Source organism: Azospirillum sp. TSH64, assembly GCF_003116035.1.
In the GTDB taxonomy this organism is placed as follows: domain Bacteria; phylum Pseudomonadota; class Alphaproteobacteria; order Azospirillales; family Azospirillaceae; genus Azospirillum.
Window position 1 is genome coordinate 3,362,325 of the sequence record NZ_LGQW01000015.1, and the last position, 21,558, is coordinate 3,383,882.

18 protein-coding genes are annotated in these 21,558 nt (G+C 68.2%); 11 read left to right on the forward strand and 7 right to left on the reverse strand.

Features of this window, described 5'->3' with window-relative positions; genetic code table 11:
- From TSH64_RS16765 to TSH64_RS16775, 3 genes are all read right to left on the reverse strand, one after another.
- Positions 1-402, reverse strand: a 402-nt coding sequence (locus tag TSH64_RS16765; protein ID WP_146208124.1) for an aldehyde dehydrogenase family protein, incomplete at its 3' end; no start/stop codon positions are given.
- 41 nt (positions 403-443) lie between these two features.
- Positions 444-1,370 (reverse strand): dihydrodipicolinate synthase family protein, encoded by a 927-nt coding sequence (locus TSH64_RS16770; protein WP_109446567.1) that lies wholly within the window; start codon positions 1,368-1,370, stop codon positions 444-446.
- A 56-nt stretch (positions 1,371-1,426) separates the two neighbouring features.
- Positions 1,427-2,311 (reverse strand): SMP-30/gluconolactonase/LRE family protein, encoded by an 885-nt coding sequence (locus TSH64_RS16775; protein WP_109446568.1) that lies wholly within the window; start codon positions 2,309-2,311, stop codon positions 1,427-1,429.
- A gap of 212 nt (positions 2,312-2,523) precedes the next feature.
- On the opposite strand from TSH64_RS16775, the gene TSH64_RS16780 reads away from it, so the two are divergent.
- From TSH64_RS16780 to TSH64_RS16810, 7 genes are all read left to right on the forward strand, one after another.
- Complete coding sequence (locus tag TSH64_RS16780; RefSeq protein ID WP_109446569.1) at positions 2,524-3,516, forward strand: LysR family transcriptional regulator; 993 nt, start codon at positions 2,524-2,526, stop codon at positions 3,514-3,516.
- Positions 3,517-3,681: 165 nt separating this feature from the next.
- Entirely contained in the window at positions 3,682-4,773 is a 1,092-nt protein-coding gene (chvE, locus tag TSH64_RS16785) for a multiple monosaccharide ABC transporter substrate-binding protein (protein WP_109446570.1), read from the forward strand.
- A gap of 83 nt (positions 4,774-4,856) precedes the next feature.
- Complete coding sequence (mmsA, locus tag TSH64_RS16790; RefSeq protein WP_109446571.1) at positions 4,857-6,437, forward strand: multiple monosaccharide ABC transporter ATP-binding protein; 1,581 nt, start codon at positions 4,857-4,859, stop codon at positions 6,435-6,437.
- Positions 6,434-7,633 (forward strand): multiple monosaccharide ABC transporter permease, encoded by a 1,200-nt coding sequence (gene mmsB / locus TSH64_RS16795; protein WP_109048183.1) that lies wholly within the window; start codon positions 6,434-6,436, stop codon positions 7,631-7,633. The genes mmsA and mmsB overlap by 4 nt, the downstream gene beginning before the upstream one ends.
- A gap of 47 nt (positions 7,634-7,680) precedes the next feature.
- On the forward strand, positions 7,681-8,619 hold the full coding sequence (locus TSH64_RS16800) for a Gfo/Idh/MocA family oxidoreductase (protein ID WP_109446572.1): 939 nt from the start codon (positions 7,681-7,683) through the stop codon (positions 8,617-8,619).
- Between the two features lie 56 nt (positions 8,620-8,675).
- Positions 8,676-10,688 (forward strand): methyl-accepting chemotaxis protein, encoded by a 2,013-nt coding sequence (locus tag TSH64_RS16805; protein WP_109446573.1) that lies wholly within the window; start codon positions 8,676-8,678, stop codon positions 10,686-10,688.
- 93 nt (positions 10,689-10,781) lie between these two features.
- On the forward strand, positions 10,782-12,620 hold the full coding sequence (locus tag TSH64_RS16810) for an IlvD/Edd family dehydratase (RefSeq protein ID WP_109446575.1): 1,839 nt from the start codon (positions 10,782-10,784) through the stop codon (positions 12,618-12,620).
- Between the two features lie 65 nt (positions 12,621-12,685).
- Here TSH64_RS16810 and TSH64_RS16815 read toward each other — a convergent pair whose 3' ends face one another.
- A complete protein-coding gene (locus TSH64_RS16815) occupies positions 12,686-13,030 on the reverse strand; it encodes a helix-turn-helix domain-containing protein (RefSeq protein ID WP_282188150.1) in 345 nt (114 codons plus the stop codon).
- 199 nt (positions 13,031-13,229) lie between these two features.
- On the opposite strand from TSH64_RS16815, the gene TSH64_RS16820 reads away from it, so the two are divergent.
- The 3 genes from TSH64_RS16820 to TSH64_RS16830 all read left to right on the forward strand — a co-directional run bounded on the left by TSH64_RS16820 (position 13,230) and on the right by TSH64_RS16830 (position 16,434).
- The gene (locus TSH64_RS16820) at positions 13,230-14,153 is read left to right on the forward strand and encodes an NmrA/HSCARG family protein (protein ID WP_199237582.1); all 924 of its coding nucleotides are present in this window, start codon (positions 13,230-13,232) and stop codon (positions 14,151-14,153) included.
- A 90-nt stretch (positions 14,154-14,243) separates the two neighbouring features.
- Positions 14,244-14,630: an ester cyclase gene (locus TSH64_RS16825; protein WP_109446579.1), complete on the forward strand. Its 387-nt coding sequence runs from the start codon at positions 14,244-14,246 to the stop codon at positions 14,628-14,630.
- A 283-nt stretch (positions 14,631-14,913) separates the two neighbouring features.
- Positions 14,914-16,434 (forward strand): ribonuclease J, encoded by a 1,521-nt coding sequence (locus tag TSH64_RS16830; protein ID WP_247872988.1) that lies wholly within the window; start codon positions 14,914-14,916, stop codon positions 16,432-16,434.
- An 89-nt stretch (positions 16,435-16,523) separates the two neighbouring features.
- Here TSH64_RS16830 and TSH64_RS16835 read toward each other — a convergent pair whose 3' ends face one another.
- From TSH64_RS16835 to TSH64_RS16845, 3 genes are all read right to left on the reverse strand, one after another.
- The gene (locus TSH64_RS16835) at positions 16,524-18,329 is read right to left on the reverse strand and encodes a carbon starvation protein A (RefSeq protein ID WP_109446583.1); all 1,806 of its coding nucleotides are present in this window, start codon (positions 18,327-18,329) and stop codon (positions 16,524-16,526) included.
- Between the two features lie 158 nt (positions 18,330-18,487).
- A complete protein-coding gene (locus TSH64_RS16840) occupies positions 18,488-19,249 on the reverse strand; it encodes an SDR family oxidoreductase (protein WP_109446585.1) in 762 nt (253 codons plus the stop codon).
- A gap of 31 nt (positions 19,250-19,280) precedes the next feature.
- Positions 19,281-20,477 carry an MFS transporter gene (locus TSH64_RS16845; protein ID WP_199237583.1) on the reverse strand — a complete coding sequence of 399 codons (1,197 nt, stop codon included), beginning with the start codon at positions 20,475-20,477 and terminating at the stop codon, positions 19,281-19,283.
- Positions 20,478-20,625: 148 nt separating this feature from the next.
- Between TSH64_RS16845 and TSH64_RS16850 the strand changes: the two genes are divergently transcribed.
- Positions 20,626-21,522 carry a LysR substrate-binding domain-containing protein gene (locus TSH64_RS16850; protein WP_109446589.1) on the forward strand — a complete coding sequence of 299 codons (897 nt, stop codon included), beginning with the start codon at positions 20,626-20,628 and terminating at the stop codon, positions 21,520-21,522.
- The last annotated feature ends 36 nt before the right edge of the window (positions 21,523-21,558 follow it).

Sequence of the window (21,558 nt, forward strand, 5' to 3'; positions counted from 1 at the left end):
GCGCGCCGGCATGGCGGGATCGATCCGGGCCTCGAGCCAGCTTCCTTCGCGCACGACCTGGGCGAACAGGCGGAGCTGGCCGACGGTGCGGCCGCGCTCGCCCTCCAGCCGGGCGCGCGGCAGGCCGGTCTCGGCCATGGCGCGGGTGATGAGGTCGTCGCCGATGTCGAGGATGTTCTGGGCAACCGCCTCGATGAAGGCGGCGCGCTGCTCCAGGCCGGTCTCGCGGAAGGCGTCGAAGGCGGCCCAGGCCAGCGCGCAGGCGCGCTCCACCTCGGCCGCACCGCCGCCGCTGAAGACGGGGTCCAGCGCCTCGCCGGTGGCGGGGTCGACGGCGCGGAACCCGCCCTGGCCGCCGCGGTGCGCCGTGGCGCCGATCAGCATCTCGCCGGTGATGGTCATCTTGGGGTCTCCTTGCCCGAAACTGCTTGCCCGGATGCCGCTCAGCGCGCCCAGCGCAGAACGAGCGGATCGAGACGCTTCGCGGCGTCCAGCAGGCCGTCGCGGCTCATCGGGTGCGGGTTGGCCGTCGGGTGGCGCATGGCGTCGGACGCGATGATGCCGCCCTCCTTCATCAGGATCTTGGCGGTGGCGATGCCGCACTGGCGGTTCTCGTGGTTGATCAGCGGCAGCCAGCGCCCATAGGCCGCCACCGCCGCCTCGCGGTCGCCCGCCAGATAGGGATCGACGATCTGGCGGATGCCGTCGGGATAGGCGCCGCCGGTCATCGCGCCGGTCGCCCCGGCGTCGAGGTCGGCCAGCAGGGTGATCGCCTCCTCGCCGTCCCACGGCCCTTCGATGGCGTCGCCGCCCAGCTCGATCAGGGTGCGCAGCTTGGCCGCCGCCTGCGGCACCTCGATCTTGAAGTAGGAGACGTTGGCAATCTCCCGCGCCATCCGCGCCAGCAGCGGGGCGGACAGCGGGGTGCCACTGACCGGCGCATCCTGGATCATGATCGGGATGTCGATGGCGTCCGACACGCGGCTGAAGAACTCGACGATGCCGGCTTCCGGCACGCGGATGGTGGCGCCGTGGTAGGGCGGCATCACCATCACCATCGCAGCCCCCAGATCCTGGGCGCGGCGGCTGCGCTCAGCGCAGGCGCGGGTGCTGAAATGGGTGGTGGTGACGATCACCGGAACCCGGCCGGCGACATGGGCGAGGATGGTCTCCATCAGCAGCGTGCGCTCGTCGTCGGTCAGCACGAACTGTTCGGAGAAGTTGGCGAGGATGCACAGGCCGGTGGAGCCGGCGTCGATCATGAAATCGACGCAGCGCTTCTGGCCGTCGAGGTCCAGTTCCCCCGCTTCGGTGAAGATGGTGGGGACGACGGGGAAGACGCCGCGATAGGGGCGGGCGCTGGACGGCATGGCGGGAAAATCCTTCCTCGAAATCGAATCGGCAGACAGCACTCGGCGGTCGGGACTCAGGGCGACGGAGGCCCGAACCGTCCGGGCGGCAGGCCGCGGACGCCGGGGTCGCACTCGAACAGCGCACCGGCCAGCGGCTCGTCCGGCCGGCCGTGCGCCGCGGTGGTGATGAACAGCCGGTCCAGATCCGGACCGGCGAAGACGCAGGAGGTGACGCGGGAGACCGGCAGGGCGATGGCGCGGTCGAGCGTGCCGTCGGGACGGAAGCGGCTGACGCGCCCGCCGTCCCAATGGCAGACCCACAGCCCGCCCTCGGCGTCGCAGGTCATGCCGTCGGGATAGCCGTCGGCCTCGGTGAAGCGGATGTGGACGCGCTTGCCCGACAGGCTGCCGTCGGCGCCGATGTCGAAAGCGTAGACCGTCCGCGCCGCGCTGTCGGTGTGGTAGATTGTCCGCCCGTCCGGCGCCAGCGCCGGCCCGTTGGCGACGGTGTAGCCCTCGTCGACCGGCGTGACCGCGCCATCGGGGTCGATGCGGTAGAAGCTGCCGGCCGGCGCCTCCTCCGCATCGTCCATGCTGCCGACCCAGAGCCGGCCGTCGCGGTCGGCCTTGCCGTCATTCAGGCGGTTGCCCGGCTTGTCCGGCTCGATCCGCGCGATCTCCTCGCCGACGACCGCCGCCTCGCCCGGCTCCAACCGCAGCCGGACCACCCGGCGCGAGCGCAAGCCCGCGACGAAGCCGTCGCCGTCGGCGCTCTCCACCAGCCAGCAGGCGGCGTCATCCAGATCCCATCCTGCCTGCGAGCCGTCCGACAGGCCGTGGCGCAGGATGCGGGATCCGCGGATATCGACGAAATAGACGGCATCCTGCCGCGGGGACCAGAGCGGACCTTCCCCAAGCACAGCCCGGGCCTGCCAGACGCAACGCGCTTCCTGCGCCATCCCGCTTAACTCCCCCTCGCTTCGCTCTTTCGCCCCGGAGTTGGCCCCCGGCAAATCGCCGTCACCGGTGAATTCTTAAATTTGTTGACGGCGCAAACGATAAGAGGCCTCTTGATAATCGTCCAATACGAAGATCGGCGCTTGCGATACCAAATGTCGTATCCCGACGTCTGCTATCAAGTCGCCGCCGCCCCATCGGAGGCCGCACCCCCGTGACCCCGCAACGTTTTCCGCCGAACTGGTTCCAGAAGGCGCGGCTGAAGCTGCGCCATCTCCAGCTGTTCGCGGCGCTCGACGAACACCGCAACCTGCACCGCGCCGCCGCCAGCCTGAACATGTCGCAGCCCGCCGCCTCCAAGCTGCTGGGCGACCTGGAGGAGACGCTGGGCATCGAGCTGTTCGACCGCCATGGCCGCGGGATCGAGCCGAACTGGTACGGCAGCCTCATGATCCGCCACGCCCGGATGATCCTCAGCGAGTTGCAGGAGACGGGCGAGGAGCTGAACGCCCTTCTCGCCGGCCACAGCGGCCGGGTGTCCATCGGCACCGTCATGGCCCCGGCGGTGGAACTGGTGGTGCCGGTCATCAGCAGCCTGACCCGCGACCATCCCAACCTGAAGGTCGCCGTGGCGGTGGAGACCAGCGACGTGCTGGCCGACCGGGTCCACCAGGGGGTGATGGATTTCGCCATCGGCCGCCTGCCCGGCCATTACGACCCGACCGCCTTCGAGTATCAGGAGATCAGCAGCGAGGAGCTGTGCTTCATCTGCCATGACAGCAACCCGCTGCTCCGGCTCGGCCGTCCGCTGACCGCTGCGGATCTGTCCGACGCCACCTGGATCCTCCAGCCGGTCGGCACCCTGCTGCGCGACCGGGTGGAGGCCCTGTTCCGCGCCGAGGGCGCCCGGCTGCCGCACCGGGTGATCGAAAGCGCCTCTCCGGTCATCTCGATGGCGATGGTGGCGGAAACCGAGTCGATCACCGTCTTCGCCCGCGCGCTGGCCCAGGTGTTCTCGCCCAGCGGCTGCTGCGCGATCATGCCCTTCCACAAGCGGTTCAGCGTCGAGCCCTACGGCATCTTCTGGCTGAAGGACCGGCCGCTGTCGCCGGGTGCGCGCACCGTGCTGTCGGCCGTCCGCGCCGCCTCGGAACTGAAGATGCGCCTTGTCGCCGCCAGCCCCGCCGCCACCACTGCGGCACGGTGACGAACGATACCGAAATGCATATCGATTTGCCGAATAATCATATTTGACAGTTATGGGAAAAGGGAGGATTGCTAGGGACACCAACCATCGCGTCCAACGCCATCCGCGCCACAGAACGCGGGGGCGGCGTATCGCGTGCCGTAGTAACGGGGAGGATTCCGGTCCATGTCGTCCGCCAAGCGCACTTCCTTCAGCTCCAAACTGGCCGGCCTCGCCGTCGGCCTGATCGTCGTCGCCGGTGCCGCCGCCGTCCCGGCCATGGCCCAGGACAAGCCGACCGTCGGCATCGCCATGCCGACCAAGTCGTCGGCGCGCTGGATCGACGACGGCAACAACATGGTCAAGTATTTCCAGGAAAAGGGATACAAGACCGACCTGCAATATGCAGAGGACGACATCCCCAACCAGCTCGCCCAGATCGAGAACATGGTCACCAAGAACGACAAGGTTCTGGTGATCGCCGCCATCGACGGGACGACGCTGACCGACGTGCTGCAGAAGGCCGCCGAGCGCGGCGTGAAGGTCATCGCCTACGACCGCCTGATCCGCGGCTCGGCCAACGTCGATTACTACGCCACCTTCGACAACTTCCAGGTCGGCGTCCTCCAGGCCTCCTACATCGAGAAGGCGCTCGGGCTGAAGGACGGCAAGGGTCCGTTCAACATCGAGCTGTTCGGCGGCTCGCCCGACGACAACAACGCCTACTTCTTCTACAACGGCGCCATGTCGGTGCTGCAGCCCTACATCGACAGCGGCAAGCTGAAGGTCGGCAGCGGCCAGGTCGGCATGGACAAGGTGTCGACCCTGCGCTGGGACGGCGCCGTCGCCCAGGCCCGCATGGACAATCTGCTGAGCGCCTATTACGGCAACAAGCGGGTCGACGCCGTGCTGTCGCCCTATGACGGGCTGAGCATCGGCATCATCTCGTCGCTGAAGGGTGTCGGCTACGGCTCCGCCTCGCAGCCGATGCCGGTCGTCACCGGGCAGGACGCCGAGGTGCAGTCGGTCAAGTCGATCCTGGCGGGCGAGCAGCGCTCCACCGTCTTCAAGGACACCCGCGAGCTGGCGAAGGTCACGGTCGGCATGGTCGACGACCTGCTGGCCGGCCGCACCCCGCAGGTCAACGACACCAAGACCTACGACAACGGCAAGAAGGTGGTTCCCTCCTATCTGCTGAAGCCGGTCAGCGTCGACGCCACCAACTGGAAGCAGGTCCTGGTCGACGGCGGCTACTACAAGGAATCGCAGATCAAGTGAGTGAGCGGCGCGGGAGGGGGTGCCGACCGGCGCCCTCCCCCGCGCTCCGCCCAACAGCGGATCGGGCGTTCAGAGGTTCATACATGGACAGCATTCTTGAGATGCGCGGCATCACCAAGACGTTTCCGGGTGTCAAGGCGCTCGACAACGTCAACCTCTCGGTCCGCGAGGGGGAGATCCACGCGCTGATCGGCGAAAACGGCGCCGGAAAATCGACGCTGATGAAGGTGCTGAGCGGCGTCTATCCGCACGGCACCTACGAGGGCGAAATCCGTTTCGGCGGCCAGCCCGTCGCCTTTCGCGGCATCGCCGACAGCGAGAAGCTGGGCATCATCATCATCCACCAGGAACTGGCGCTGGTTCCGCTGCTGTCGATCACCGAGAACCTGTTTCTCGGCAACGAGCAGGCGAAACGCGGCCGCATCGACTGGGTCGCCGCCACCGCCCGCGCGCGCGAACTGCTGCGCATGGTCGGGCTGACAGATTCGCCGGAGACGCTGATCACCGACATCGGCGTCGGCAAGCAGCAGCTGGTCGAGATCGCCAAGGCGTTGTCCAAGCAGGTCAAGCTGTTGATCCTCGACGAGCCGACCGCCAGCCTGAACGAGAGCGACAGCGACGCGCTGCTGGAACTTCTGCTGCGCTTCAAGGAGCAGGGCATCTCCTCCATCCTGATCTCGCACAAGCTGAACGAGATCGCCAAGGTCGCCGACCGCGTCACCATCCTGCGCGACGGCACCACGGTGGAGACGCTGGACTGCCACGACGCACCGATCAGCCAGGACCGCATCATCAAGGGCATGGTCGGCCGCGACCTCGCCGACCGCTATCCGCGCCGCACCAGCAATCCGGGCGGCATCCTGTTCGAGGTGAAGGACTGGAGCGCCGACCACCCCATCCATGCCGGCCGCCGCGTGGTCAAGGACATCGACCTGCATGTGCGCCGCGGCGAGGTGGTGGGCATCGCCGGCCTGATGGGCGCCGGCCGCACCGAATTCGCCATGAGCCTGTTCGGCCGCTCCTACGGCCGCAACATCCGGGGGCAGGCCTTCCTCGACGGGCACGAGATCGACGTTTCGACGATCAGCAAAGCGATGGGCAACGGGCTGGCCTATGCCACCGAGGACCGCAAGCATTACGGCCTCGTGCTCGACAACGACATCCGCCACAACGTGACGCTGGCCAATCTGGACGGTGTCGCCAAGCGCGGCGTCATCCACCATGAGCGCGAGATCGAGGTCGCCAACGACTTCCGCCGCCGCCTGCGCATCCGCTGTTCGGACGTGTTCCAGCAGACGGTCAATCTGTCCGGCGGCAACCAGCAGAAGGTCGTGCTCAGCAAATGGCTGTTCGCCGACCCCAAGGTGCTGATCCTGGACGAGCCGACCCGCGGAATCGACGTCGGCGCCAAATATGAAATCTACACCATCGTCAACCAGCTGGTGGCCGAGGGCCGCGGCGTCATCCTGATCTCGTCCGAACTGCCGGAGCTTCTGGGTGTCGCCGACCGCATCTATGTGATGAACGAAGGCGCCCTGGTCGCCGAGATGCCGGCGGCCGAGGCCAGCCAGGAAAAGATCATGCACGCCATCATGTCGTCCGCCTCGAAAGCCACGGCAGCCCGCGCCGCCGTCGCCGCTGCCGCCCGGGAGTCCCTGCAATGAGCGCCGAACTGAACCTGCCGGCAGCGCCGCCGCGCCAGGCCTCGATGGCCAAGTTCCTGAAGAGCCACATGCGCGATTACGGCATGCTGATCTCGCTGCTGGCGATCGTGGCGTTCTTCCAGTACATGACCAACGGTACGCTGCTGCAGCCGCTGAACCTGACCAACCTCGTCCTGCAGAACAGCTACATCGTCATCATGGCGCTGGGCATGCTGCTGGTGATCGTCGCCGGGCACATCGATTTGTCGGTGGGCTCCATCGTCGGCTTCATCGGCGCGCTGGCCGCCATCCTGATGGTGCAGTTCCACTGGCACTTCATCCCCACCGCCATCGTCAGCCTGTTGGCGGGGGCCGCCATCGGCGCCGCCCAGGGCTATTGGGTCGCCTATTTCCGCATCCCGTCCTTCATCGTGACGCTGGCCGGCATGCTGGTGTTCCGCGGCCTCAGCCTCGCGCTGCTGGCCGGACAGTCGGTCGGCCCCTTCCCGGTGGAGTTCCAGCGCCTCAGCTCCGGCTTCATCCCGGACATCTTCGGCACCGAGGGCTTCCACACCACCACGATGGTGCTGTGCCTCGCCACCCCGGCGATCCTGATCGCCTTCAGCGTCGCCGCCCGCCTGCGCCGCCACCGCTTCGCCATCGAACAGGAGCCGCTGGTCCTGTTCCTGCTGAAGAGCGCCGGGCTGTTCGCGGTGGTCGCCTATGTCGGCTGGCTGCTGTCGACCTACAAGGGCCTGCCCAACGTCCTGATCATCATGGCGCTGCTGATCGGCATCTATGCCTTCGTCACCCGCGACACCACCATCGGCCGGCGCATCTACGCGCTGGGCGGCAACGAGAAGGCCGCCAAGCTGTCGGGCATCGACACCCGCCGCCTGTCCTTCTACACCTTCGTCAACATGGGCGTGCTTGCCGCACTCGCCGGCCTGATCTTCGCCGCCCGCCTCAACACCGCGACGCCGAAGGCCGGCGTGTCCTTCGAGCTGGACGTGATCGCCGCCTGCTTCATCGGCGGCGCCTCGGCCTCGGGTGGCGTCGGCCGGGTGACGGGTGCGGTGATCGGCGCCTTCATCATGGGCGTGATGAACAACGGCATGTCGATCGTCGGCATCGGCATCGACTGGCAGCAGGTGATCAAGGGTCTGGTGCTGCTCGCCGCCGTCTGCTTCGACGTCTACAACAAGGGCAAGGCCTGACGGCGGTCTTGTGACCGCCCTCCCCTTCCCCGACCGGACATATCGCCATGACGCTCCCCACCCTCGGACTTGTCGGTCTGGGAAAGATCGCCCGCGACCAGCACATCCCCGCCATCGCCGCCACCGGCCTGTTCAAGCTCGCCGCCGTGGTCAGCCCGGACGGTGCGACCGCTGAGGGCGTGCCGAGCTTCCGCTCCCAGGCCGAGATGCTGGCGGCCCTGCCCGGCCTCGACGCGGTGGCGCTCTGCACCCCGCCGGCCGTCCGCCACGGCCTGACGGTCGAGGCGCTGCGCGCCGGCAAGCATGTGCTGATCGAGAAGCCGCCCGCCGCCACCCTGTCGGAGCTTCACGATCTGGCGGCGGAGGCGGAGACCGCGCGCCGCACCCTGTTCACCGCCTGGCATTCGCAGTTCAACCCGGCGGTCGAGGAAACCAAGCGCCGGCTCGCCCACACCGACATCCGCAGCGTCGCCATCACCTGGAAGGAGGATGTCCGGCGCTGGCATCCCGGCCAGGACTGGATCTTCGCGGCGGGCGGCTTCGGCGTGTTCGATCCCGGCATCAACGCCCTGTCGATCCTGACCGACATCCTGCCGGCCCCGGTCTTCGTCCGCGCCGCCGACCTGCATGTGCCGGCCAACCGCGACACCCCCATCGCCGCGACGCTGGAGATGGGTGCCGCCCCCGGCTCCCGCATCGGCCGCGTCACCGCCGACTTCGACTTCCTCCAGCAGGGCGAGCAGACCTGGTCCATCGTCATCCACACCGCCGATGGCCGCCTCGACCTCACCCATGGCGGCACCCGCCTGTTCGTGGATGGCGCGCCGGTGCTGGCCGAGCCCGACACCGAATACCAGCGCATCTACCGCCACTTCCACCGGCTGATGACGGACGGGGCGAGCGACGTCGACGGCCGTCCGCTGTCGCTGGTCGCCGACGCCTGCATGGTCGGCCGCTGGCACCGCACCGACACCTTCGACTGGTAGCAGCGCCCCGCAACAGGGCCCCAAAACTGGGCCCCGAAACTGGGAGATCCCCCCGCATGCCCATCGCCAGCAGAACCCGAATCGGCACCCGCATCGGCCACCGGATCACCGCCGGCAGCGCCGGCCTCCTGCTGTTCCTCGCCGCCGTGGCCGGGGTGGGCATCAACGCCCTCTCGCAAACCGAGACGGTGGTGAGGACCTACGGCGATCTGGCCAAGCGATCCAACGATCTCGGGCGCCTGCAGGCGCTGATGCTGGAAACGCGCCTCAAGGCCACCGGCTTCCTGCTGAGCGGCCGCGAGGAGGATGCGGACGGCGTGCGGTCCCTGCTGGACGAGGCCGCCCGCATCATCGGCGAGGGTGCCGGGACGATGGGCGATCCGGCGATGGCCAACACGGTCAACGCGATGGCCGAGCAGACCGGACGCTACCGGGTCGCCTTCTCCGAAGTGCAGGAGATGCAGGCGAAGCGGGACGCCGCCCTGGCCGAGGAGGCCAAGCTGGGCGCGCGGCTGCGCACCATGCTCGACACCATCCTGTCCAACGCCCGCAAGTCCGGGAACGCCGAGCTGGTGACCCTCGCCAGCCAGACGATGGAGCATGTGCTGTCCGCCCGCTTCGTCGCCATGCGCTTCCAGAAGGAAGGGTCGGCCGGCCTGGCCGTGGCGACGCGCAACGAACTGAAGAATGCCGTCCAGAAAAGCGAGGCGATGACGAAGACCGCCGACGCCCCTCCCCTCGCAGCCGCCCTGATCAAGACGCTTGCGGCCTACGGCACCGAATTCGACCGTCTGGTGTCGGCGACGGAAAGCCGTGACGGGCTGGTCGGGGACACCCTCGCATCGCTCGGCTCGTCCATCGGCACCCAGGCGCGGGCGTTGACCGACCAGGGCATCGCCACGGAACAGACGCTGCGCACCGGCACGATGGCGCAGCTCGAGGAACAGCGCCGGACGATGGCGATGGTTTCGGCCGCCGGGCTGATCCTCGGCCTTGCCGCCGCGCTGCTGATCGCCCGCAGCCTGTCGCGCCCGGTGGTCGCCATGACCGACGCCATGACCCGGCTGGCCGGCGGCGACCGCTCGGTGACGATCCCCGGCCTCGACCGCCGCGACGAGATCGGCGGCATGGCCAAGGCGGTGCAGGTCTTCCAGGCCGGGCTGATCGAGGCCGACCGCTTGGCCGCCGACAAGGCCGCCGAGCATGAGGCCCGCGTCCGCCGCGGCGAGCGCATCGACCGCCTGACCCGCGAGTTCGAGCGGATGGTGGACAGCACGCTGGGCCGCGTCGCCAGCGCCGCCACCCAGTTGCAGTCCACCGCCCGGACGATCCAGTCGACCACCGACGAGACCAGCCGCCTTGCCGGCGACGCCGTCCGCAGCTCCGGCGAGACCACCGGCAGCGTCGAGACGGTGGCCGCCGCCGCCGAGGAGCTGGCGGTTTCCATCGTCGCCATCAGCCAGCATGTCGCCCACAGCGCCGAGGTGACCGAGCAGGCGGTCGGCATCGCCCGCGTCACCGACGAGACGGTGCGCAGCCTGACCGGCGTCGCCCGCCAGATCGGCGACGTGGTGCAGCTGATCGGCTCCATCGCAGCGCAGACCAACCTGCTGGCGCTGAACGCCACCATCGAGGCGGCGCGGGCCGGTGACGCCGGCAAGGGCTTCGCCGTGGTGGCGAACGAAGTGAAGAGCCTCGCCGCCCAGACCGCGAAGGCGACCGAGGAGATCGAGGCACAGATCGCCGCCGTCCAGCGCGTCAGCAGCGAGGCGGCCGGCGCCATCACCGAGATCGCCAAGGTCATAGGCGAGGTCAACGAGGCCTCCGCCACCATCGCCTCCGCCATCGGCGAGCAGCGGGCGGCGACCAGCGAGATCAGCGGCAGCATCCAGCGCGCCGCGCGCGGCACCCAGGATGTCCGCGACACCATCGCCGGCGTGACCCACGCCTTCCAGGCCACCAGCGACGCCTCGCGTCAGGTCAAATCCGCCGCCGACGGCCTGTCCGGCGAGGCCGACGACCTGCGCGGCTGCGTGTCGCGCTTCCTGGCCGACATGCGCGCGGCCTGACCCGACCACGGCCTTGAGCAAGGCCGAAGAGACGCAACCACAACTCCGGCGCCGGGCCTCCGGTCCGCGCCCCAACCTGAAACCGGTGTCGATATGTCCGAGACGAAGCCCCCCTTCCCCGCCAGTGCCGACGGTTCAGCCCAGGATTCAGAGCGTCGCCTGCGGTCGCGCGCGTGGTTCGACAACCCCGCCAACCCCGACATGACCGCGCTGTACCTTGAGCGCTACCTGAATTTCGGCCTGACGCGCGAGGAGCTGCAATCCGGCGCCCCGATCATCGGCATCGCCCAGACCGGTTCCGACCTCAGCCCCTGCAACCGCCACCATCTGGTGCTGGCCGAACGGCTGCGCGAGGGCATCCGCACCGCCGGCGGCATCGCCATCGAGTTCCCGGTCCACCCGATCCAGGAGACCGGCAAGCGGCCGACCGCCTCCATCGACCGCAACCTCGCCTATCTCGGCCTCGTCGAGGTTCTGCACGGCTATCCGCTCGATGGCGTCGTGCTGACCATCGGCTGCGACAAGACCACGCCGGCCTGCCTGATGGCGGCGGCCACCGTCAACATCCCGGCCATCGCGCTGTCGGTCGGCCCGATGCTGAACGGCTGGTTCCGCGGCGAGCGCACCGGATCGGGCACCATCGTGTGGAAGGCCCGCCAGATGATGGCGGCCGGCGAGATCGACTATCAGGGCTTCATCGAGCTGGTGGCGTCGTCCGCTCCCTCGACCGGCTACTGCAACACCATGGGCACCGCCTCGACCATGAATTCGCTGGCGGAGGTGCTGGGCATGCAGCTTCCGGGCTCCGCCGCGATCCCCGCGCCCTACCGGGAGCGCCAGCAGGCCGCCTATGAGACCGGCAAGCGCATCGTCGAGATGGTGCGCCAGGACATCAAGCCGTCCGACATCCTGACCCGCGACGCCTTCCTCAACGCCATCGTCGTCAACTCCGCCATCGGCGGCTCGACCAACGCGCCGATCCACATCAACGCCATCGCCAAGCACATCGGCGTGCCGCTGACGGTGGACGACTGGCAAACCCACGGGCTGGGCGTGCCCCTGCTGGTCAACCTCCAGCCGGCCGGCGAGTATCTGGGCGAGGACTTCCACCGCGCCGGCGGCGTTCCGGCCGTGGTCGGCCAGCTGATGACCAAGGGGCTGATCCGCGAGGACGCGCCCAACGTCAACGGCCGCAGCATCGGCGAGAACTGCCGCAACACCGAGATCCTCGACACCCGCGTCATCCATCCCATCGACGACCCGCTGAAGATCAATGCCGGCTTCGTCGTGCTGCGCGGCAGCCTGTTCAACGCCGCCATCATGAAGACCAGCGTGATCTCCGACGAGTTCCGCGAGCGCTACCTGTCCAACCCGAAGGATCCGGAAGCCTTCGAGGGCAAAGTCGTCGTCTTCGACGGTCCGGAGGACTACCATCACCGCATCGACGACCCGTCGTTGGGCATCGACGCCTACACCATCCTGGTCATCCGCGGCGCCGGCCCCATCGGCTATCCCGGTGCGGCGGAGGTGGTGAACATGCGTCCGCCCGCCGACCTCATCAAGCAGGGCATCCATTCCCTGCCCTGCATCGGCGACGGCCGCCAGTCCGGCACCTCGGGCTCGCCGTCGATCCTGAACGCCTCGCCGGAGGCGGCGGCCGGCGGCAACCTCGGCCTTCTGCGCTCGGGCGACCGCGTGCGCATCGACCTGCGCCGCGGCAGCGCCGACATCCTGATCTCGGACGCGGAGCTTGCCGACCGCAAGGCCACGCTGGAGGCGGCCGGCGGCTACCCCGCCCCGCCGTCGCAGACCCCGTGGCAGGAAATCCAGCGCGGCATCGTCGACCAGCTGGACGAGGGCATGGTCCTGAAGCCGGCGGTCAAGTACCAGCGCGTGGCGCAGACGATGGGGATCCCGCGCGACAACCATTGAGGCCAGGCCTGTCGAGCCGCACGGCGCCCCCCGCATGGCAGCGGGCGGGCGCTGATGCGCTTCCATCACGTCCCGGACGCGGACCGCTCGGTCTCCGCCGCGTCGAACGCCTGACGGGAGCGCTCGATCTCCTGCCAGTTCTCCCTGATCCAACCGGTGAATCCTTCAAGCGCCGGCAGCATCGTCTTGCCCATCGCCGTCAGCTCATATTCGACCCGCGGCGGTACCTCCGCGAAATAGTGGCGCAGGACGAGGCCGTCCCGTTCCAAGTTCCGCAAGGTCAGGGTCAGCATGCGTTGCGAGATGTCCGGAATCCCGGTCCTGATCTCCGAAAACCGCAACGGTCTGGCGGGATCGAGCGCAAGGATGCTCATCACCAGGATCGTCCATTTGTCGCCAAGCCTTGCCAGGACGCTGTTCGGCGCGCAGGGCGTGAGGACCGGTCCTCGCCTGGTTTCCTTGTATGGCCGGCCATGGATCGTCTTTTCCAACAGTCACCTCTCTGTCACCGACTTACAAACCGGTCACCGACTTACAAAAATGTGCCGTCTTGTGCAGGTTTCCTAGCAGTGTCATTTCGTAACCCACAATGGTTACGAAGAGGAACTCATGATGGCCGACGAAGAGACGATACTGGTGTTCGGCGCCACCGGACAGCAGGGCGGAGCGGTTGCCAGAGCGCTTCGGGCCGAAGGCTGGCTGGTGAGAGCGCTGGTCCGCGACCCCGCCGGCGGAAAGGCCAAGGCCCTGGAAGCCGGCGGCATCGACCTTTACCCCGGCGACTTTTCCGATCAAGCCTCCATCGCCGCGGCGATGTCCGGCGTCCACGGGGTCTTCAGCGTGCAGCCCAGTTCCGGGCAGGGACCCGTCCACGGCATCACCGATGAGGAGGAGCTTCTCTACGGCAAGGCCATTGCCGACCTCTCCGTTGCCCATGGCGTCCGGCACCTCGTCTACACATCCGTCGCCGCCGCCGGCAAAGGTGTCACCGGCCTCGGCCATTTCGACATGAAGACCGAGATCGAAGAGCATGTCCGGAGCCTCGGCATCCGCAGCACCATCGTGCGTCCGGTGACGTTCATGGAAATACTGATGCTGCCGGGCATGGGGCTCGACCATGGAACCTACTCGTTCCTGATGCGTCCCGATCAGGCTATGCAGTTCATCGCGGTCGACGACATCGGCAGGATCGTCGCGGCGATCTTCTCGGATCCGGACCGCTTCGCCGGCCGTACCATCGAGATCGCCGGGGACGCGGTGACCGGCAGGGGATTGCAGGACGCTTTCAGCCGCGCCGCGGGCAGGACGATCACCTACAACCGCTTCCCCGACAGCCTCCTTGCGCAGAACCCGCTCCTCGGCCGGCTCGCCGAACTGGTCGACGACGGCCGATGCGCGGGCGCCGTCGACATCCCGGCTCTTCGCGAGGAGTTCGGGAAATTGCTGAGTCTGGAACAATGGCTTTCCGGTGCCGGCCGGCCGCTGTTCAAATCGGCCCTGGAGGCATCGGGAGGAACCGTGGCGCTGCGGTAGTCACCGCACGCGATACAGGGTGGCGGCCGGAACCGTTGTCCCCTCTGCCCTGTCCTATGACACTATTCGCACCAAGCCGGGAGCTGCCGGATGACCGAGGCCGATCTTTCCGCCCTTTACCGCCGCTACATCGCCTGCCTGAACGACCGGGATTGGCAAAGCCTGGGGACTTTCGTCCACGAAGAGGTCCAGCACAATGGACGGAAGTTCGGGCTGTCCGGCTATCGCGAGATGCTGAAGGCGGATTGCCGCGCAATCCCCGATCTGAAATTCAACATCGACCTTCTGGTCTCGCAGCCTCCCCATGTCGCAAGCCGTCTGATCTTCGACTGCACCCCGAAAGGCATTCTGTTCGATCTTCCCGTCAATGGCCGCAGGGTTCGGTTCAGCGAGAACGTCTTCTACGAATTTCGTGACGGCCGCATCCACACCGTATGGTCGGTCATCGACAAGGCGGCCATCGCATCCCAGCTCTAGCGGGATGCGGAGTTTTCCAGGGGCGGCGCCATCCGCCCGACCGGTGGTCCCCCCACGCATCCCAGCAATGCCCCACCATTTCGTGTGACCTTTCACGCATGCCCTTGACGTGCGCATCCCTTTGCCCACATAAGCCCTTACGAAACATTCGGTCCCAGTCGTCCGACGGCCGCCGCACGGCGCCTCCGGCAGGGACTCTTCATCCCGAGATCCGCATCGACGAGCGATGCACGCCCGTCCGGCAGCGTCGAATGCCGGCCTAAGTGAGACGTACGACAGAGGCATGACGTTTGATTCAAAGCGGCGCCGGATGGCGCCGAACAACCGCGCACGCAACCGCAACCCGCGTCCGCGTGATGATTTCGACAGCTCCCGCCCTCCGGCCAATCCGGTCCATGGCGGCGGCCCCACCGGCCCGGTTCCCGGCAAGGACGAGATCCTGTTCCTTCCGCTGGGCGGCTGTTCCCGCATCGGCATGAACATGGCGCTCTACGGCCATGCCGGCAAATGGCTGATCGTCGATGCCGGCGTCGCCTTCGTCGGCGACGAGATGCCGGGCATCGACAGCCTGATGGCCGATCCGGCCTTCATCGAAGAGCGGATGCAGGATGTCGTCGGGCTGGTGGTGACCCACGCGCACGAGGACCATATCGGCGCGATCCACCATCTGTGGCCGCGCCTGCGCTGCCCGATCTATGCCAGCCCCTTCGCCTCCCACATCATCCGGGACCGGCTGAAGGAAAAGGGCGCCCACCGCGCCGCCAAGGTGCAGACCTTCGAGATCGGCGACACGCTGACCATCGGTCCCTTCCGGATCGAGACCATCGCCGTCACCCACTCCATCCCCGAGCCGATGTCGCTGGCGATCCGCACGGCGGCCGGCACGGTCCTGCACACCGGCGACTGGAAGTTCGATCCCAACCCGCTGGTCGGCCGCAGCACCGATTTCGCCGCGCTGAAGCGGCTGGGCGACGAAGGGCTGCTCGCCATGATGTGCGACAGCACCAACGCCGACGTGCCCGGTTCGACCGGGTCGGAGGCCGACGCCCGCGCCGGCCTGATCGGCGCCTTCGCCAACCGCTCCGGCGCCATCGCGGTGACCGGCTTCGCCTCCAACGTCGCCCGCATGACCGCGGTGGCGGAAGCGGCGGCGGCGGTCGGGCGCAAGGTGGTGCTGGTCGGCCGCTCCATGCTGCGCATGGAAAAGGCGGCGCAGGCCTGCGGCTATCTCGACCATGTGCCGGACTTCATGGATGTCCGCGAGGCGTCCTGGACCCCGCGCGACAACCTCGTGTTCCTGTGCACCGGCAGCCAGGGCGAGGAACGGGCCGCACTCAGCCGTCTGGCCCGCAACGAGCACCGCGAGCTGTGGCTGGAAGAGGGCGACACCGTCATCTTCTCCGCCCGCGCCATCCCCGGCAACGAGGAGGCGCTGGCCGAAATCCACGAGCATCTGCGCGGCATGGGCGTCGAGATCGTCACCCCGGCCGATGCGCCGGTCCATGTCTCCGGCCACCCGAAGCGCGACGACCTCGCCCGCATGTATGGCTTGGTCCGTCCCCGCTTCGCCGTGCCGGTCCATGGCACCATCGAGCATATGGAAGCCCATGCCCGCCTCGCCCGGACCTGCGGCGTCGAGCGCGCGCTGGTTCCGGAGGACGGCGACATCCTGCGCATTGCCAAGGAAGGCACCCGCGTCATCGGCCGCATCGAGCCGAAGCGCCTCGCCAACACCGGGCGGGAGCTGATCGCCTGGATCCCGGCCGAGTTGCCGCCGGAAGAGACGCTCGTCGCGGCGGCCTGATCGCCGCGGAAGCGCCGGACGGACAAAAGCGAACGGGCCCTGTGGAACACTCCACAGGGCCCGTTCGCTTTTCTACGGCACCCGAACCGTCATTCGGCCGGGGTGGCGACCATCGGAACCTCGATGGCGCGGGCCTGGAGCAGTTCCTTCCACTTGCGGAAGGCGGCGATCAGGATGATGAAGCCCAGCGTCAGCATGATGATCGAGATGCCGGCGTTGAAGGGGTTGTACCCCTTGGCGGCCTTGTTCAGATAGACGTTGGCGATCATCCAGTAGCCGGCGACGTTCACCGTGACGAACAGGTAGGCCAGCGGGATCAGGCAGGTCAGCATGTAGATCCGCTTCTGGGCCAGCCGCAGGATGATGGTGGCGCCGATGATCAGGCCGACCGAGGCCATCAGCTGGTTCGACACGCCGAACAGGGCCCAGACCGAGTTGATGTCGCCCGACGTCAGCAGATACCCCCAGGCCACGCAGGCGATGACGCTGGCGATGATCGAACCGGGGACCCAGTCCAGCCGCTTCATCGGGGCATAGACGTCGCCCAGCAGGTCCTGGATCAGGTAACGGGCGACGCGGGTGCCGCTGTCCACGGCGGTCAGGATGAACACCGCCTCGAACATCACGACGAACTGGAAGAAGTAGGAGGCGAGGCTGTTGAACCACGGAACGCGGGTGAAGATTTCCGTCATGCCGACCGCGAGCGTCACCGCACCGCCGGTCCGGCCGTAGAGGTCGAGGCCGATGTCCTGGCTCAGCCGCGGCAGGTCGACCACGGTCATGCCCAGCGCCTTGAAGGCGGCCGGAGCGGAGTTGATGGCGAAGTAATCGGCCGGATGCAGGGCGGTGGCGGCGATCAGCGCCATGACGCCGACCAGGCATTCCGCCAGCATGCCGCCGAAGGCCACCGGACGGATGTCGCTCCACTTGTCGATCAGCTTGGGCGTGGTGCCCGACCCGATGAAGGCATGGAAGCCGGAGATGGCGCCGCAGGCGATGGTGATCGAGATGAAGGGCCAGACCGGGCCGTTCAGCACCGGGCCGCCGCCATGGATGAAGTCGGTCAGGGCGGGGAAGCGGATTTCCGGGTTGATGAAGACGACGCCGACGACCAGCGCGCCGAACACGCCGACCTTCATGAAGCTGGACAGGTAGCCGCGCGGGGTCAGCAGCAGCCAGACCGGCAGCGCCGTGGCGAAGAAGGCGTAGATGGGCAGGATGACGGCGACCGTTTCGGCATGCAGCGTCAGCCATTCGCCCAGCAGCGTGCCCTGGATGTAGGGGCCGGCGAAGACCGAGGCGGCGATGGCGGCGATGCCGACCTGGGTGGCGCCCTTGGACGAGCCGGTGACCTTCTCGTAGAGGCCGAGCGCGATGGCGATCGGGATCGTCATGAACACCGCGAAGGCGCCCCAGGCGTTGCGTTCCAGCGCATGGACGACGACCATCGACAGGCCGGCCATGGTGATGGTGATGATGAACAGCATCGCCAGACCGGTGCACCAGCCGGCCACCGGGCCGAGTTCGGCCTTGGCGACTTCGGACAGCGACTGTCCCTTGTGCTTCATCGAGGCGAACAGCACGACGGTGTCATGCACCGCACCGCCGACGACGCAGCCGATCAGCAGCCACAGGAAGCTCGGCAGGTAGCCGAACTGGGCGGCCAGCACCGGGCCGACCAGCGGGCCGGCGGCGGCGATGGCGGCGAAATGCTGGCCGGCATTCACCCATTTCTTGGTGGGCACATAGTTCTTGCCGTCCGCCAGGATGTGGGACGGGGTGACTTCCGAATCGTCGGCACGGAGAACCTTGCGCACGAAGAACACGCCGTAGAAGCGGTAGCAGAGCGCAAGAATGCAGAGTGTCGCGATCACAAATGTTAGGGCGTGATCCATGACGGCTCTCCTGAAAGGGATATGCCGCCGGTGTACGCCCGCCGCGGGGCCTCGTGGGGTGGAATGCCGCGAGCGGCAGCCGGGAGATGCCGAGCGGCAGCCGGCAGGGGGCGAGCGGCGGCGCCCGAATACCTCCCCGGCCGCCGCCCCGCCCACGCTCACTTGCCGCCGGTAACGTCCAGGAAGGTGCCGGTGATGAAGGAGGCCTCGGGGCCCGCCAGCCACAGGATCGCCCGCGCCACCTCCTCGGGCTGGCCGCCCCGCCCCATCGGGATCGAGTCCTTGACGCGGTCCACCCGGCCCGGCTCGCCGCCGCTGGCATGCATGTCGGTGTAGATGTGGCCGGGGCGGATGCAGTTGACGCGGATGCCGTCCCGCGCGACCTCCTTGGAGAAGCCGATGGTGAAGGTCTCCAGGGCACCCTTGGAGGCGGCATAGTCGACATACTCGTTCGGGCTGCCGAGCCGGGCCGATGCCGACGAGATGTTGACGATCGCGCCGCCCGGCCCGCCGTGGCGATGCGACATGCGCCTGGCCGCCTGCTGCGCGCAGAGGATCGGGCCGATGGCGTTGACCGCGAAGATGCGCTGCATCCGCTCGAAGCCGAGATCCTCGGTCCGGCATTGCCGCGCCAGCACCGCGGCGTTGTTGACCAGCACGTCGATGCGGCCGAACTCGCGGTCGATCGCCTCGAACAGGGCAGCGACCTGCGCCGGGTCGGCGCTGTCGGCGCGCACCGCCAGGGCCCGGCGCCCCAGGGCCTCGACATCCGCCGCCACGACATGGGCGGCAGCCTCGTCGGAGACGAAGCTGATTGCGACATCATAGCCCTGGGCGGCGGCGAGCCTTGCGGTCGCAGCCCCCATGCCGCGCCCGCCGCCCGTTATCAGGATCAGCGGCGCTTGAGAGACGGTGGTCATCGACAGGGATCTCCTTATGGCGGTGGGACGGTCAGGCGGAGCGCGGCAGGCCGGACCCGCCCTGCGGTTCCGCGGCGGACGCGTTCAGATGCGGCCTCAGCATCAGGACGAGCGGGACGATCAGGGCGGCGGTCGCCGCCGAGGCCAGCACGCCGGTCGTCTGGCTGCTGTGGTCGGCGATGGCGCCGTAGAGGATCGGGGCCAACCCGCCGGAGCCGATGACGCTGGTGTAGAAGACCGCGAAGGCCCGGCCGGTGTCGCCGTTGGACAGCTCCGGCACGGTGCCGTAGAGCACCGAGGAGGTGCCGTTGAGCACGATGCCGAGCAGCGGCAGCAGGATCAGCGTCGGCGTCAGCGAGGTGAGCAGCGTCGCCGCGATCAGCAGGGCGGTGGCGGCTTCGGTCGCCATGACGCAGCCGACCACCCCCAGCCGCTCCCCGAGCAGGCTGCAGGTCGCCTTCCCCAGCGCGCCGCCGATGAACAGCAGGGCCAGCGCCAGCCCGACCGTCGCCGAATCCCCGCCCTGGCCATGGATGAGGAAGGGCAGGAAGAGCAGATAGCCCATGCGGGTCGCGGTATCGAGCGCGCCGATCGCCGTCAGGATGCCGAAGCCGCCGCGGCCGCGCCCCGCCGCCTTCGTCTTGGCGGCCCTGGTGATGGGAACCGCCGGCAACAGCGGCAGCAGGGCGGCCGACAGGACGAGCCCGATGGCCGCCATCAGCCCCAGCACCGGCTGCCAGCCGAAAAACGGCAGCAGCACGGCGACCAGCGCCGGCAGCGCCGCTTTCCCGAGATCGCCCGAGAAATTGTAGATGCCGAGCGGATGGCGCGACGCGGCCCCATAGCTGACGGTGACGAGCATCGAGCCGCAGGGGTGCTGGATGCTCGATCCGATGCCGGCGACGACGAGGCCGACGCACAGGCCCGGCAGGCCGAGCGGCAACGCCATGATCAGCAGGCCCGTCGCCGCCAGAACGGTCGACAGGATCAGCGCCGCCCGCGGCGACAGGCCGCGCAGGGCCCGGTCGGCCGGGATCTGCAACCCTCCCATCGTCCCGGAATACAGGGCGCGGATGACGGCAAGCATCGCATAGGACAGGCCGAACTGCGCCTGCCACACCGGCAGGAAGACATAGAGGGCGTCGGTGTAGCCGTCATGCACCGCATGGGCAAGACACGCACCCGTCAGGCTTTTCTTCTTCTCCGTCCACCACTGTCTCGGATTCATCGTCATTGGCTTTCCCGGCGGCGCCACAGCCATTGCCCGGCTGGTCTGAATGGGCAGGCAGGGTATACCCGTGACGATTCATCGACTAGTATGGTTTGAATCACGGATAGTGTTCGTTTTCCTCACGGGTTTCCCCAAAGGACCGCTGATGCGCCGCCTTCCTCCGCTGAACGCCCTGCGCATCTTCGAGGTTGCGGCCCGGACCGGCAGCTATGCCGAGGCCGGGGCCGAACTCGGCCTCACCCATGGCGCGGTCAGCCGGCAGATCGCCACGCTGGAAAGCTGGCTCGGGCAGAGGCTGTTCACCAAGGAGGGGCGCCGCATGGTGGCGACGCCGATGGCGCGGATCTTCGCGTCCGAGGTCGGCTTGTCCTTCGACCGGCTGGCCGTCGCGGCGGACGCCTGCGGCCGGCCCGACGCGCGGCGCATCCTGCGGGTCAGCGCCCCGACCAGCTTCGCCATGCGCTGGCTGATCCCGCGGCTCGGCCGCTACCATGCCGGCCATCCGCAGGTCGAGGTGGCGGTCACCACGGTTTCGACGGTGCTGGAGGAACTGCGCGGCGGCGTCGACGTGGCGATCCGGCGCGGTGCGGCGCGGGAGCATGTGTGGCCCCAGCACCGCGTCGTTTCGGTGCTGGACGATGTCGACACACTGATCATGAGCCCGGCGCTGTTCGCGCGGCGGCCGATCCGCAAGCCCGCCGACATCGAGGGCCACACCCTGCTCGCCAGCGAAACCCGTCCGGGCGATTGGGCGGGCTGGCTCGACGCGGCGGGGCTCCAGCATCTGGCCGGGCATCCCCGCCAGATCTTCGACCACTTCTTCGTCACCCGTCAGGCGGTGGAGGACGGGCTCGGCATCGGGATCGGCCCGCTGCCGATGCTGGACATCGACATCGCCAATGGAAAGCTGATGACGCCGCTGCCCGACATCCGGGTTCCGAGGACGGGCTACGTGGCGCTGGTTCCACCCCAGGCCGATGCGGGAAAGCTGGTCGCCGGCTTCGTCGACTGGCTGGTCGGCGAGGCGCAGGGCGCCCAGTGACCGGCCGGGCGGCGGACGCGACCGGGAGCCGCTCAG